This is a genomic window from Rhizobium yanglingense, assembly GCF_977109285.1.
Genome location: NZ_CDSAWY010000004.1, coordinates 98079 through 110724, shown reverse-complemented (window position 1 = coordinate 110724; position 12646 = coordinate 98079). Strand labels below are relative to the sequence as shown.

At 56.7% G+C, this 12646-nt stretch carries 16 protein-coding genes, 1 tRNA gene and 2 pseudogenes; 8 read left to right on the top strand and 11 right to left on the bottom strand.

Annotated features, from left to right (window positions below; translation table 11 throughout):
* Positions 1-844 precede the first annotated feature (844 nt).
* Positions 845-1024 carry a hypothetical protein gene (locus tag ACW4PC_RS05395; protein ID WP_455873080.1) on the bottom strand — a complete coding sequence of 60 codons (180 nt, stop codon included), beginning with the start codon at positions 1022-1024 and terminating at the stop codon, positions 845-847.
* A 485-nt stretch (positions 1025-1509) separates the two neighbouring features.
* On the opposite strand from ACW4PC_RS05395, the gene ACW4PC_RS05390 reads away from it, so the two are divergent.
* Positions 1510-1695 carry a hypothetical protein gene (locus tag ACW4PC_RS05390; RefSeq protein ID WP_455873079.1) on the top strand — a complete coding sequence of 62 codons (186 nt, stop codon included), beginning with the start codon at positions 1510-1512 and terminating at the stop codon, positions 1693-1695.
* Positions 1696-1959: 264 nt separating this feature from the next.
* Positions 1960-2163: a hypothetical protein gene (locus ACW4PC_RS05385; protein ID WP_022715545.1), complete on the top strand. Its 204-nt coding sequence runs from the start codon at positions 1960-1962 to the stop codon at positions 2161-2163.
* Between the two features lie 675 nt (positions 2164-2838).
* On the opposite strand, the gene ACW4PC_RS05380 is transcribed toward ACW4PC_RS05385, so the two are convergent.
* Together ACW4PC_RS05380 and ACW4PC_RS05375 are read right to left on the bottom strand one after the other, a co-directional pair.
* On the bottom strand, positions 2839-3351 hold the full coding sequence (locus ACW4PC_RS05380; RefSeq protein WP_455873078.1) for a hypothetical protein: 513 nt from the start codon (positions 3349-3351) through the stop codon (positions 2839-2841).
* A 60-nt stretch (positions 3352-3411) separates the two neighbouring features.
* Complete coding sequence (locus ACW4PC_RS05375; protein WP_455873077.1) at positions 3412-3594, bottom strand: hypothetical protein; 183 nt, start codon at positions 3592-3594, stop codon at positions 3412-3414.
* A 178-nt stretch (positions 3595-3772) separates the two neighbouring features.
* Between ACW4PC_RS05375 and ACW4PC_RS05370 the strand changes: the two genes are divergently transcribed.
* The 3 genes from ACW4PC_RS05370 (at position 3773) to ACW4PC_RS05360 (ending at position 5213) form a co-directional block, all read left to right on the top strand.
* Positions 3773-3955: a DUF3606 domain-containing protein gene (locus tag ACW4PC_RS05370; RefSeq protein ID WP_455873076.1), complete on the top strand. Its 183-nt coding sequence runs from the start codon at positions 3773-3775 to the stop codon at positions 3953-3955.
* Positions 3956-4136: 181 nt separating this feature from the next.
* Positions 4137-4322, top strand: coding sequence for a hypothetical protein (locus ACW4PC_RS05365; RefSeq protein ID WP_082046511.1), 186 nt, complete (start codon positions 4137-4139; stop codon positions 4320-4322).
* Positions 4323-4958: 636 nt separating this feature from the next.
* Entirely contained in the window at positions 4959-5213 is a 255-nt protein-coding gene (locus tag ACW4PC_RS05360) for a hypothetical protein (protein WP_455873075.1), read from the top strand.
* 468 nt (positions 5214-5681) lie between these two features.
* Here the strand turns inward: ACW4PC_RS05360 and ACW4PC_RS05355 are convergent, their stop codons facing one another.
* The 4 genes and pseudogenes from ACW4PC_RS05355 to ACW4PC_RS05340 all read right to left on the bottom strand — a co-directional run bounded on the left by ACW4PC_RS05355 (position 5682) and on the right by ACW4PC_RS05340 (position 8128).
* Positions 5682-6002 carry a hypothetical protein gene (locus tag ACW4PC_RS05355; RefSeq protein ID WP_455873611.1) on the bottom strand — a complete coding sequence of 107 codons (321 nt, stop codon included), beginning with the start codon at positions 6000-6002 and terminating at the stop codon, positions 5682-5684.
* 253 nt (positions 6003-6255) lie between these two features.
* Positions 6256-6426 (bottom strand): annotated as a pseudogene (locus ACW4PC_RS05350) (HNH endonuclease); the annotation flags it as partial.
* Between the two features lie 476 nt (positions 6427-6902).
* Positions 6903-7797: pseudogene (ligD, locus tag ACW4PC_RS05345) on the bottom strand (non-homologous end-joining DNA ligase).
* Between the two features lie 130 nt (positions 7798-7927).
* Positions 7928-8128, bottom strand: coding sequence for a hypothetical protein (locus ACW4PC_RS05340; protein ID WP_455873074.1), 201 nt, complete (start codon positions 8126-8128; stop codon positions 7928-7930).
* A 278-nt stretch (positions 8129-8406) separates the two neighbouring features.
* Between ACW4PC_RS05340 and ACW4PC_RS05335 the strand changes: the two genes are divergently transcribed.
* The 3 genes from ACW4PC_RS05335 to ACW4PC_RS05325 all read left to right on the top strand — a co-directional run bounded on the left by ACW4PC_RS05335 (position 8407) and on the right by ACW4PC_RS05325 (position 9560).
* Complete coding sequence (locus tag ACW4PC_RS05335) at positions 8407-8574, top strand: hypothetical protein (RefSeq protein ID WP_455873073.1); 168 nt, start codon at positions 8407-8409, stop codon at positions 8572-8574.
* 438 nt (positions 8575-9012) lie between these two features.
* Positions 9013-9234 (top strand): hypothetical protein, encoded by a 222-nt coding sequence (locus ACW4PC_RS05330; protein ID WP_455873072.1) that lies wholly within the window; start codon positions 9013-9015, stop codon positions 9232-9234.
* Between the two features lie 26 nt (positions 9235-9260).
* Positions 9261-9560, top strand: a complete 300-nt coding sequence (locus ACW4PC_RS05325) for a hypothetical protein (protein WP_455873071.1) — start codon at positions 9261-9263, stop codon at positions 9558-9560.
* 60 nt (positions 9561-9620) lie between these two features.
* Here the strand turns inward: ACW4PC_RS05325 and ACW4PC_RS05320 are convergent, their stop codons facing one another.
* The 4 genes from ACW4PC_RS05320 to ACW4PC_RS05305 form a co-directional block, all read right to left on the bottom strand.
* Positions 9621-11210 (bottom strand): AAA family ATPase, encoded by a 1590-nt coding sequence (locus ACW4PC_RS05320; protein WP_455873070.1) that lies wholly within the window; start codon positions 11208-11210, stop codon positions 9621-9623.
* A gap of 247 nt (positions 11211-11457) precedes the next feature.
* Positions 11458-11880, bottom strand: a complete 423-nt coding sequence (locus tag ACW4PC_RS05315; protein ID WP_455873069.1) for a hypothetical protein — start codon at positions 11878-11880, stop codon at positions 11458-11460.
* A 105-nt stretch (positions 11881-11985) separates the two neighbouring features.
* Positions 11986-12207: a helix-turn-helix transcriptional regulator gene (locus tag ACW4PC_RS05310; protein ID WP_455873068.1), complete on the bottom strand. Its 222-nt coding sequence runs from the start codon at positions 12205-12207 to the stop codon at positions 11986-11988.
* A gap of 199 nt (positions 12208-12406) precedes the next feature.
* Positions 12407-12482: transfer RNA gene (locus tag ACW4PC_RS05305), tRNA-Lys, on the bottom strand.
* Positions 12483-12646: the final 164 nt, after the last annotated feature.

The window sequence follows — 12646 nt, the reverse complement described above, 5'->3', positions numbered from 1 at the left end:
ATTGAAATGGACCGACTGAACGAAAGCCGATCAACGTTATCGGGCCGTAGAACACCCCTCCCCGCTACGGCAGGAGACCTGGCAATCGGGCTACAGGAGGCCCGCGGCTGGGTCTCCGCCATTACGTTCTCGCATCCGGAAGCGCAAAAGCCCACTCGACGGCAGGCCCGACTGTCAGCAATTCTGCTGCTCTTAGCCCATCCGCATCGCGTCCATGATTTGATCTGTGGTTTGTCGAGGTCCCCGCTTGGAGACACAGTTCTCAGCGGTATGCAGCCTATGTGCCGCAAGGGCTTCGGCAACCTTCTCAGTTTCTTTCCGTTCCGCGGTTAGCTTGCTGTCCAAGTACTTCCATGTACAAGCCGAACCCGTAAAAGAAGAACAGCACTGTGTACATGATTTTCTGGCTGGTCATTTCTGCACCGCCTTGCTACCCCGCACCCCCAAAAATAGTCCGTGTGTCACTTTCAAGTCACTCGACAATAAACATCAAGTATGTTTAAGTATTTCTTGCTCTGCTAATCAACTTTCTGGGACTTACGATACTTGCATGACACAAATCCGAAATGCGCTTCTGACCGTTGAGGCATGGGCCCGATACCCGGTGTCCGACTCTGAGGAAATGGACACCAACTTGCCGGGTCTCAGTGAGGCCTGGGAGATGGATCTAGTTGAGGAAAACAGTTCCGGCTTCGACGCCTGCATGCATTTCTCATTGACCCGCGCTGGTGTAGAGTTCCTTCACGGCCCTCAACCTTCGCTAAGTGATGTAATTTTGAGATCGGCACGACGCCTATTCGGTCATATCGTTGGATCTCCCATCGCCTGAACGTCTTGAATGCGGTCAAGATTGCCACCTTAGCCGTGCCGTTCGCCCAATTGATATGCAGCCGTCGCCGACGCCGTTGAAGACATTGCTGTCGCGGGCGGTCGAGACGATGTCGGCTGGTTCGAAAGCCGTGCCGAATTCGCCAATGCCGGACTGGGAACGCAGCCACGGGTTCAGGGCGGTGTAGATCGCCACTTCCGCGCCCGTGAAATTCTGGTTGGGCGAAGAGTCGCGAAGTGCGGTGATGCCTTCGCGTTAGCCTTGGCGGCAAGCGTCGTAGGGAAGCCCCGGATTTGCGTCAGGGTGGTTCCGATCGTTGATGCCAAGGAAACGAAAGCGTCCTGGCAACCCTCTGCAAGCGGCGGTCGGCATTAACCAACGATGCCATGAGACGGCCAGTATATAGGGTGTCATCACCGCCTGGACGCCCGAGAATACGCCGCAACTGCGCGTCGTTTCTTTATCCGCTCAAACGCCCTGTCAAGCCGCTCATGCAGGCCGTCGTTGCGGTTACCCCACGCCTTCGATCGCGCGAAGCTGTGCTCTTGCATGCCGGCCTTGGCTTGAGGCGCGCGAGGGGATGGCATTGGAGAGCAACAAATATCCCGCCTGCATTGTTATTTCATTTGATTCTAAATTAGACTTTAGTAGTGTTCCTCCATCATGAGCGGGAGGATTCCATGGAACGCGTTGAGCCGGAAAATGCAGATTCCAATATGGCGACGAAGGTCTGGTCGGTGACGGAGTTCTGCGCGCGACATCGATTGGACGAAGAAGAAGAAACGAGACTACTTGTGTTGTTTGGTCCATTCGCGACCGCATGCGAACTCATGCACAACGCCAAACGGGCACCGAAGTGGCGGTAATCCTGCGACATGGGTAAAGGCGCGTCCCGCTGCGTTTCGCTTGGTTGACCTTGAGCGTGGCGGGATGGCCCAAAAGGAGAGGGCCGCTCGATAGCGGCCCCGGAATTCGTTTTATATTTGTAACCGGATTTTTCCCGGAACTGGTGTGCACCGGCTACGCCGGTGGCTTTTCTGATCGCGATACTATCGTTAACGGCTGTTAACTTTCTCATATTCATCCCTCCTAAAATATGGTACCGCGGTTCACCGTTTGGAGACTTTGCGATGCGACGTTTCAATCTTCGACATGAAGTCGATGACAAGTGGCTTGTTGTGGATGGGCTCACGATGGAGCCTGCCACGCTTGGTGACGTGAAGGTGAGTGGCATGTCTTGGGCCGAGGCCTGCGACTTTGTCGACTTGATGAACTCGCTGGATGCTATCGAACGAGATTCGAGCCGCTATGCAGCACCTTTCGCTGCGGAGTGATTGTCGTTCGCTGCCTACGGCGCTTCCCGGCGTCACTTTGCCCTTTCGTGGAGCGTGTCATGCACCTTCCCGGCCTGTGCACCGTATGTGAAGCGCCTTCCGTCGGATGTTTCCATCGGCCGCAGTCCGTAAAGCCGCGTGTCCGCGCTCAGATCGAATAGCGCAAGGGTTCACACCCCGCGCTTTGCGCCAACTGCCTGGTCCACACTCGATCGGCACGGACCTAAATTCTCCGATTGCACCTTCGTTGAAAAGGCCACAATCGGATCGGTGCCTGTGAAGCACTACGCTGCGAGGTGGCATAAATTTCTCCACAACGCCAATATGGAGTTTTGGGTTTCCGATAAGGATGGACGGATAATGAAGACCTTGCGTCGATATGATGACCCCATCTGGGAGTTTTCATTTCCGGTGGCGCTGGAAGTTTTCATCTACGATCCGGCAAGTGCCGTCACGCCTCGTGATTGACCACTTCCAGCCGATCAAAGCCGACAGCGCGTTAAGCCAGGAACATTTGACAGTCTGGAATGTTAGAAACCGGGTCGCGTGGCTACAGCCCTCCTGTGATGTGCAATGACCCTTGCACTGCTACGCGATCCGCCTTTCACGAGCGCCACGTAAGTACGGCGCGGGCACGCTGGGGAGGTATGCTGATGGTGCCGAACAGGCTTCACTTCATTGTCGACGTCGAGATCCAACCGCCTGAATGCGCAAAGCTGGCCGATGACATTCAAGTAACGGCGTTCGTCCTTGATTTCTTTCATGCCTGACTTGGTCGGCGCACGCTGGGAGCACCGCGCACAGGCTTGCCAGCATCAGGATCTGGTCAGCTTCACGCTGGAGCTCCTCAATTTTGTTTTGTAGGGATTCGTTGGCGGCCTGCATTTCGGCAATCCGTGCGGCTTCGCGTTCTTTGGCGGCGTTGTTCGCGGCGTCTTGGCGCTCGATTTCTTTGGCGCGCGCGTCTGCCGCCTGCCGGTTCAGCTCGGCTATTTCTGCCGTGAATTTGGCGCTGGCCGCACCATAGCCGCGGTCATAAATGCCGTCGTAAACCTTGTATCCAGCGAAGAACACGAGGCTGGCCGCCAGCAGGATTGCCGCGCCTTGCACCAGCCATTTGTCGATACCAAGGAATTTTGCGATCCACGCGCCGCCCGTCGCCCCAGCGGACGCCGTGAACGACTTCACATATAATCGCAAATCGAGGTGCCCTAGGCAGGTGGGTGGCGCAAGAGGCGCGACCACCCCCTATCCCATCTCAATTGGATAACCATCAAGGCCATAGGTCACGACCATCTTGCCACGATCAATCATCTGCTTCGCACTATCGTGATGGCGTTTGCAAAATGACTGCAGGTTCGACGGATCGCAGAAAAGTTCGCCATTGCCTTTGTGAGCTTTGATGTGGTCGACGATCGTGGCCTCGGTCACGTCTTCTGTGATCAGGGCGGAAACGGCAAAGCGGCTCCATTGCCAACTGGTATTGGCGCAGTGGTTTTCACTCTGCTGTATCGTAAAGACGATGCCAGACTTTGGCCTCCGCTGAGCGTCGATCGGGAACCTTGGATTCGGTCATACGTTCACCACCTGCAGTGGAAGGAGGACCACAATGGCAGACGACAAGAGCAAGCGTGGCAAACCTGACCGGAGCCGAGTAGCGGCTGGTGAGCCGTACGAGGTGAGCTACTTCGCGAAGAAGCACGGCATCTCAAAGGAGCAGGCTGAGAAGATCGTGAATAAGCACGGCTCTGATCGTGACGCCGCGAATAAGGCGGCAGAAAAGATCAAATAGCAAACGCGGCAGGGAGCCTAGATTGCAAGCTCAACCTGCCGCAGATCACCATGTCGCCGGAGGAGGCAGCGCCATGCGGATGGGTGAACGACGCAAAAAAAGGCGTCAACATGTCTTATTTTATTTATTTCTAAATTATACCTTGGTATAGGTCTTCCCAACTGTATGGGAGGAGTAGCGTATGCAGCGAGTTGAACCGAATATCGTCGGCACCGGAGCCACGACACGTGTTTGGTCAGTCAAGGATTTTTCCAAGCGGCGCCGGCTCAACGAGAAAGAAGAGGCTCGACTGCTACAATTGTTTGGACCATTCGCGTCCGCCAGCGAATTGCTGCATAACGCAACACGAGAGCCGCGGTGGCGGTAGGGCGGCTCCGGCATCGATCGCGAGTTCTTAAACGTCGGCTCGAATTCTGCTCCCCAAAAGGAAAGGCCGCGTATTGGCGGCCTCTTTCATAAAGATACGTCACATTGCGCCACGTTTAAGCACACGGGCTGCGACTCATTATCGTCCGCCGCTGTCAGAATTCTGGCAACTTCAAGTAGGCGCAGCCATACCAGCCCGGTCAGCGTATTCTTCGGCGTATCCCAGCCGGATGCCGATTGATTTGAGTGTGCCTCGGCCGGCAACTTCTTCGATCACGGCTGCCGCTTCGGCCTTGTTTGACTTCGGGGGCCTCCCAAGCCTGGGCGCCGCTGGAAGTGTTGCCCTTAGGACTTGATACGCCACCCAGGAAGCATGCACCTTTTGCAACCACATCCTCACACAACGACACCAGCACCGTCGATGCCCAGACTCCGCAGAAGCCGACGACCTTCCTCGACACCTGTAAGCGGATCCAGCATCGGCGGCAGCACGGGCCGGCCAGACATATTCCTGTCGAGTGGCGTGGCTTCGAAAGGCGACGGTGTCGTGCCTTCGTAGACAGGTAGCGGTCAGGATTTCGCTGCGAGGTTTTCGTGGAACTCGCCGGAGCAACCCGATCAACTGGCCGGAGTTTGTGTGCCCCTTTTTCGTCACTGCCCATTCGACCACTCGGCCACGCAGAAACTTGAGTGGGCCAAAGAGCGCTGCTGGACGACCCACCTCTGGTACGACATCGGCATCGATAATGACGACTTGCGAACGGCGGGCGTTGGATATGAGGAGCGGATGGATAAGTTAGGCGGTCGCTATATGCTGGCAAAGACCCAGATCGAAACGGCCGTCGCGAAATATGAGGCGAGCATGGACGCTCTTCGCGAAGAAGGGCGGTGAGTATGAACTATCCGTCAACCCCTGCTACGCGTTATCCCCGATGTCCTTCGCTGTCAGCACTAATTCAGTTTCTTGCAAGGGGTCAAGGGTAGACCCGTCCCCGAGCGGCCCCGGCGCAGACGCCTCTTAAGCCGTCAGCCCAGCCATATCCTCAATACTTGGGTCTATGATTTGGGCAACCAATGTATAATTTCGCAAGGCACAATCGGGTGATAGGTTCCTTCGTCGCCTCAAAACGCCACCCCCAGGGAGGCGACGACCTATCGACTTCGGTGCCCCTTATTCTCACCGTGGTCGGCGGATATCGAATCCGCGTTGACCGCCTCACAGACTGGGGCGGTCTTTTTTTTGAGTTGATGTCGGCGTGTGACACCAAGAAAAACCCGCCGGCTGGTGAGGCCGACGGGCTGGGCTGAGGGGGAATCCGTTTTGGATCGTCGCTTTTCCCTGGCCTGCGAGCGCTACTGGCTAGAAATTAAAATAGATGCTGACTCCCGACCCTCGGTGGTAGCGGTAATAGTCAGGATAGCCGCCGTAGTACCGAGGATAGCCGTAGTACCCGTATCGGCGAGGGTAGCAGTTGCCGTAGTAACGGCAGGAACGGTATGCGTACCGCCGGTTCCAATAGCGATCCGAACGCCAATGACGGTGGTGCCGTCTTTTGACCTGCACGACATCACCGGTCTGCACCTGTTCTGCTTTCGGCACGAAGATCGGCGCAGCGTTTAGCGGCAGGGCGAAAGAGGCAGCCAGGACTACAACTGCGAGGGCGGATAAGAGCTTTTTCATCATGAACTCCTCCTCGCTATCTACATTGAACCATCGCGCCTGAACCACCGATGAACGTTGCGTGTGCTGCGACTGCGCTGGCCGGCGCGCTGCTTGTGTGGGCGCAGGTGGTGACCGCGCCGGCCATTGGTGTTGGAATAAAAGGCCGCGCTCAACGAACGAGCGGAGCGCGGCAAGTCGACCCCGCGGTCGAAAGGCGGTAGGCGCTCGCGAATGTAGGAGCCGGTGGTGGTCGCACCAACCTGTCGTGTATTCATTTCCTTGGCGATATGAGTTCCCAGAATTCGCCGCGTCGGTAGGTTTTGAACGTCAGCCAATCCATCGATGATCCGCGCATTCCGTTACACTCCCGGCATGCGACTGCGATGTTGTCCCACTTGGTCCAGCCATGGACGCGGCCGGTCAGAAGATGTTCAATCGTTGCGGCGTCTGGCTTCTTTTGGTCGCCGCGCTACGACACGATAACCATCGGACGGTCGCAGTAGCAGCAAAGACCGGCCTGTTTTTGGAATAGCTCATGCAGCAGTTTGCGCTTTACGGCGGTCTTCATGGCGTGTTCTTCGCAATCCCTCTTCGAGCATGAGGCGCTTGGTGATTGGGGCAGCTCCCGATTCACAAGGCTAGATCGATTGCGCTGCTCAACTTTAATGATCTTGCCATGCCCATAAGGACCCTGGATGCCGCATCTGCAACTTATCAGGTCTGGATGGCTGAGGCCGCGCTGGTTTCGACGAACTAACGGCAAAATCTCCACTCTCGCAGAAGGCTTCGAAGAAGTTTATAATGTCTGGCTTCAGGAGTTGAATAATTTTCAGGAACACTGCAGCGGACTACGCCATGGAGCGCGACGGCAAGGTTTGAGATGATAAGGCCCCTTACACTAAACGATAACTCGCCTGCTCAGGCCTCAATCTCATAAATCGCCGCATTCTCCTCCGCTTCGCGCAGCCCCTTGTACGGATGACTGCCGCAGCTTGCCGTCATGGGTCCAGGCGCGATATTCGACCTCGGCCACCAGCGCTGGCTTAACCCACACGATGTATTTGCGCCAGCCGGAATATTCCACCGGTGGCTTTTTCACCTTGAGCTTGTCGAGAGCCTCGCGCAGCTCATGCGCTGTTCGTTCATTAAACCCCGTCCCGACCGATCCGACATAGACCAGCTTGCGGCCATAGCGCGCCCCGAGCAGCAATGAACCAATCCCTGCCCGCGCAACGAACGAATGCTCGTAGTCAATGATCGCGAATCCGTCGCTCTGAATGCATTTGATCTTCTGCCAGTCGCCACGCCGGCCGGAGCGATACGGGCTCTCACGGTCTTTCGCGATGATTCCCTCAAGGCCATGCTCACAGGCAGCAAAATACAGCCGGTCTCCATCGGCCTCGATCTCTTCCGAAAGCCGGATGACATCGTCCCGGCTCTTGATCAGCCCCTCCAAGAGATGCCGCCGAGCGGTGAATTCCAGCTTCCTCAGATCATGGCCGTCGAAATAGAGCAGGTCGAACGCCATGAAGATCACTTCGGTTCGAGATGCGCTTGCCGCCCCGGTCGCCGAGCGATTGCTGCAGCAGTCCGAAGTCCGAACGGCCTTGCTCGTCGAGCACGACGGCCTCGCCATCAAGGATCGCAGTTGCCACGGCCTTGGTTTCAACAGCGCCAGGCACGGCTCTATGCGGTCTGGCATGGGATCGAGGGGAAGATTGGGCTGTGCTGGATCTCGCCGCTTGCGAGGCCGGGATCGAACCGGCGCGTTGGCATCGCTGAGGAGAGGCTTTGATTTTGGCGGCCTGGACATGGAACGGCTTGACCCTACGCTGAACTAGCGCCATGTCATATGTAGCTCGGGCGGGAGCTTTCCATAATCATTGCAGGGCGTTTGACCTCAAACGAGGAGAGGATGACGTATGGCCGTGGCTCAAAGCTGTTCAGCGGCCTCGACCATAAATTCGCGCATCTTCGCTGCGACGTCCTGCTCGCTGATACTGTGACCTGCCGCTTTGAAGATCAGCTAGAGCTTTCGAGAGAACTCCAGCGTCCCCACCACCTTTGAAGCGGGCATCAGTCATTTCATCAGCGTAACCTGCGACGTCATCCCGACCAATCAGGCCTGCGATCCACTTCGCCAAAAGCCTGTCATGACGCAGTATTTGAGCTTGAGGGTCCTCTCGGCGTCCTGGAAGTATTGGTCTTCCATTGCCTTTTTGCGGTCTTTTCAAAATCGGCCATCGACTTTCCTCCTCATTCGTGTTATTGTGAATCCGCTCAGACGGGCCTGTCCACCATAGGCGACATATCCAAGTACCTCAAGGTCGATCTTTAAAGATCGGCAATACTTCGTCCCTGAAGTAATCTAACACAGCTGAACGCTCAGTACCCGAAATTAACTTGACGATTGGCGATGTTCATGCCGGCCGCAAAGCGCCACGCGCATGACAACGAAGAAAAGCTGAATAAGGTGGTTCGACGGTTCCCCGATGACGACAAGCGGTACCCTTCCGCAACTCTATTGGCCATCTCGGACTATGAAGTTGAACATGCGAAGCCGCCGGCGCCCGAAGAGATCGCTCAGTGATCCCTCCCGAGCTTCGAGTCAGCTTTTGGCGGTTTGGTCGGTGCGCTATGAGCGGGTCGTTCTCGACGTCCGCTCGAACGCCCCGTCGAGCCGCTCGTTCAGTCCGTCGATGCCGATGACGTAGAGCCAGCAAAGAGCACAAAAACGAAAAGCCGCCTCCCCGATTAAGGAGAGGCGGCTTTGGTACGGCTACGTCGTTCAACGTAATGTAGCCGTCACTAAAATATGCTTGATGGAGGTGAGGCGTTCTCGCCTCGATCTCCAAATGTCATGCTCTTTGGCCCGCCAACACCCCCGGCGGGCCCTTTTTTCATTTCGGTGCGGCCCAGATGGGGCGGTGGGGTGTTGCCAGAAAAAGATCATGGTCATTTCTTGCACCTTACCGTGCATTAACAATCATGATACTCGTCCCCAGTCGTGTGGTTGGGGGCAAACACCGTGGCATTCGCATTTCCTCGCTTCGGCAGAACAGCCGAGCTAAGAGCTTTCGTTGATGAGAGCAAATGGCATCTCTGCAGAACTCCGTTCTTCGCCAAGCGAACCATTGACGGAGGCAACACCGGCGGCATGGGCAAGACTTGGCGGCGCAAAACCGTGAACGGATGGGAATACCGCCAAGATGCCGAAACCCTCGAAGAATTCGAGGCTCGCCAGTACTAGCACCATCAAACAATGCAGAGCATCAGATGCCATCGCAGCTTTACGACCTCGTCGTCGAAATCCACCGGGAAGCCGCCAAGTCCTTGGATGGGACATACACGCTCAGCGAGGCATCAGTCGATGACGAAGAGCGAAAGCTTATTGAGCAGGCGGCCCACGGCGGTCTGATTAACCTCAGGGTTAAAGATGACTTCGGTGACTATTTCATCATGTCATTGACGACTGAAGGGCGGCGCGAATTCAACCTCCCAGAGGTTAAGCGGAAGCCGCTTTGGGCGCGGCTTCTCGCAATGATCTCCTCGGGTATCACCAGCCATTCGCGGTGATCCAGTTTGCAATGAAAATTGCCCATTGCCGCATGCCCTGCGAGGTAGGGGTGGTGGGTGTTAGGCCCTGTCGTAGGGAAGTTGGCCTTCCACTGCGATAATTCGGTCAACAACGACTTTCAGACCGGTCGTCGTGTAGAAGCCGGGTGTCCTGACCTCGATATCGGTGATGTTTGACGCAATCAGAAGCGATGTCGCGCCCCAGATGAAGCCGTCTCGTCCGTTGCCGGAGGTGATGGCCCACCCACGGCTTGAAGCATTGTAAGCACCGCCGCCGTTGCTGCTCATCACCACGTCAGGGCCATAGACGCCCGCCGTGTTGGAAGCCGGGATCCGAAACCTTGACGCGACAGTGATATACTTGTCGCGAAGGGCTATAGCAGCAGCCCCGGTGATGACCTGCGTCATGCGCGGCTGGCTTGTCGATGTAGACGTGATCTCACCGGCCCATTCGCCGGTTTCTTTGTTAACTGTATCCTTAGCGACGGTGCAGTTCACCGGGGTCCAATTGTCCGGGTTTGCGCCGGGCCATGAGGCGAAGTCACCCACAACTCTGCCGCCGAAGATAGGCGGTGCGTAGATGCTTGAACCAAATGCCACCTGTCGATGAAGCTCGAGAAGTGCGAATGATTTGCCGGTGTCGCCGGCAGCCGAAACCATGCCAGGAATGCCAAGGGGGATCACGCCGTCTACTAGATATTCGACCGCCGGCGCCTCGCCGACGAAGCGATCGACCGTCCATTCGAAGATAGATAACGGCTGAACTGCTGGCGTGTTGTCGTTTGCCGGTACTGGTGCGGCGGCACGACAAATCGCTTCAAGTTCCTCGGTGGTTTGCACCGCGTCGAGCCAGTCGGTTACATCGCCCTTGTCGGGCAGTTCTGGCAGATCAATCCGATAAACGGTAGCGATACCCTCGAGACGGCTTATGGCAGTCGACGCCCTTTTATCGCCAGCTGAGTCGTTGTCGGCCAAGACATAGATCGTGCGGCCGAACAACACCGACAGATCGTCAGGCCACGAGCCATTTGGCACAGTCGTTGCCAGATAGCCGAGACTGGCGAGCCGGTCGGCATCCTTTTCACCTTCGGTCACGAAGACAGGATCAGTCATATTCGCCGCGATCTCATGAAGCCGATAAAAAACGGGATCGCCTCGGCCGCTATGCCAGCCGCCGTTGCCGTCAGGTTGCCGCTGGATGAATGTCTTTGTTTCGTTCGGGTGCTCGTAGCGAAGAACCTCGAACAGAACCTCGCCATCAACCGACGTATAGTCGTACGTCACCACGTGGTGATATCCGCGCGCGATCAGATACTGATCGCTGAACTGCCTTGGTGGCTCGGCCGGTTTCACTAAGCGCACGTGCGATACCGGAGCGGGCCGTTCCTGGCCATTCGGTTTCCATTCCAGGAGCCCAGCCTTGGCCCTCACGTAGTCCCGCATAGCGATTGCATCCTCGCCGGCGTGGGCGTGGATTACAAAACCTTCCGGCGCCGAAGGATCGAGGAGGATGCGGAGTGACCGGTCCTTCCTGGAGTGACCGGGACCGGGAGCTGATATCTGATTGCCTCTAGCTGTTCCGCCGAGTGCCGCGGCAATTTCTCTTGGATTGAGATGGACGGGTTCACGCTGTGCGGCGGTGAAGGTCATTGGCGGTTACTGCCTCCAGTTCGGTCGATGCTGCTGCCGTGATGGCTTCAGAGAGTGATCGCGAGAAAGTCGCGGAACGCCGGTTCCCAGCTTGGGCTGCATATGCGAAGCGCTTTCCGTCAGGGGTCTCCATCAAGCGCAGCCCATAAAGCCGCGCGTCCGCGCTCAACTCGAGATCGAATAGCGCGAGGGTTCGCACCCCACCGCCAGGACTGGCGGCGGGTGTAATGTTGAGAATCTTCATTTATTAGCCGACCAGTGCGTTCGTGAGCGGTCCAAAGTCGGATGCAGATCGGACGCTGTTGCGCGTCGAGAAGTACCTGCCGCCCAGTTCGTCGGTGTCGCCGATCGCCTTCATTCCGCATGCTGCCAGGAAGGACTCAAATCGGTGAGAACGTCGCTTGTTGTCTTGACTGACGAGGAACTGGAAAACTGTCATTTCCCGGTAACCGCCACCGGCCGGATCGCAAAAGACCTTAACGCGCCAAAGGTCGTCTTCATCCGCATCCATCTCTGCGGCGATCACCCGCCAGCCGACCCATCCGCGGACAGTCGACATACAATTGGCGGCGGCGCGCTCTACACGGGCAACGTCGTCGGAATCTTCGATCATTGTGAATGCAAGAACTTCGGCCAGCGATGGGCCTTTGACAGCTGCTGAAATGCGCAAGATATCCTCCTTCGCCGGCGAGCAGCCGGTCGGCAAATGGTTGATGATGATGTAGCTGCGGGTATTGTCGGTATTGCCGGCGCGATTGTCCAGAAAAGGACCAGGCTAGGCCGCCCTAGCCGCCCTCGCGTTGTCGTTGGCGCCGACCCACGTTTCAGTGCGGGCTCGCTCAGCCTTCCATGCGTCAAGATCCGCGGTATCGTAGATCACGGCGCGGCCAAGTTTGTAATATCGTGGCCCACCCCCGAAATGGCGAAGCTTGTCTAGCGTTGACTTCGATAGGCCAAGATGGAACGCGGCTTCTTTCACGCGAATGTTTCGCGGCATCGGCACCTCCTTGTTTCGAGTTGATGCCCGGAAAGTAGGTGAAACGCGCGGAAATTGGTACTTTGCTTAAATCGACACGGTCAGATTCGTTGGACGAGGCGACGCCTCAGGGCACGCGCCACAAGACAGTTATCTCATTTGCCGTGGCGACTGGAGCAGTCACTAAAGGCTTGAATACTCACCAAGTTATTGAAATCCTTGGTGAGAGCGCCGGGGCTCGAACCCGGGACCTACTGATTAAAAGTCAGTTGCTCTACCAGCTGAGCTACGCTCTCCCTTGACGCCTTGAACTCAAAAACAGCCCCGGCCGGAAGTGCGCGGAACATATGCAGGCGACCTATTGCGGTCAACCGAAAAATCTCCCTTTTTCGCCGCGTTAGGCATATTTCTTGCCGGGGGCTCGAAAAGGTGATTGGCATTCGGTTGGTTGCGGCGCTAA

Coding starts and splice junctions, on each gene's coding strand:
- ACW4PC_RS05310 (WP_455873068.1), bottom strand. CDS start 12,207: ATGCCGCGAAACATTCGCGTGAAAGAAGCCGCGTTCCATCTTGGCCTA.
- ACW4PC_RS05370 (WP_455873076.1), top strand. CDS start 3,773: ATGGCAGACGACAAGAGCAAGCGTGGCAAACCTGACCGGAGCCGAGTA.
- ACW4PC_RS05390 (WP_455873079.1), top strand. CDS start 1,510: ATGGAACGCGTTGAGCCGGAAAATGCAGATTCCAATATGGCGACGAAG.
- ACW4PC_RS05385 (WP_022715545.1), top strand. CDS start 1,960: ATGCGACGTTTCAATCTTCGACATGAAGTCGATGACAAGTGGCTTGTT.
- ACW4PC_RS05325 (WP_455873071.1), top strand. CDS start 9,261: ATGCCATCGCAGCTTTACGACCTCGTCGTCGAAATCCACCGGGAAGCC.
- ACW4PC_RS05320 (WP_455873070.1), bottom strand. CDS start 11,210: ATGACCTTCACCGCCGCACAGCGTGAACCCGTCCATCTCAATCCAAGA.
- ACW4PC_RS05355 (WP_455873611.1), bottom strand. CDS start 6,002: ATGAAAAAGCTCTTATCCGCCCTCGCAGTTGTAGTCCTGGCTGCCTCT.
- ACW4PC_RS05335 (WP_455873073.1), top strand. CDS start 8,407: ATGCCGGCCGCAAAGCGCCACGCGCATGACAACGAAGAAAAGCTGAAT.
- ACW4PC_RS05365 (WP_082046511.1), top strand. CDS start 4,137: ATGCAGCGAGTTGAACCGAATATCGTCGGCACCGGAGCCACGACACGT.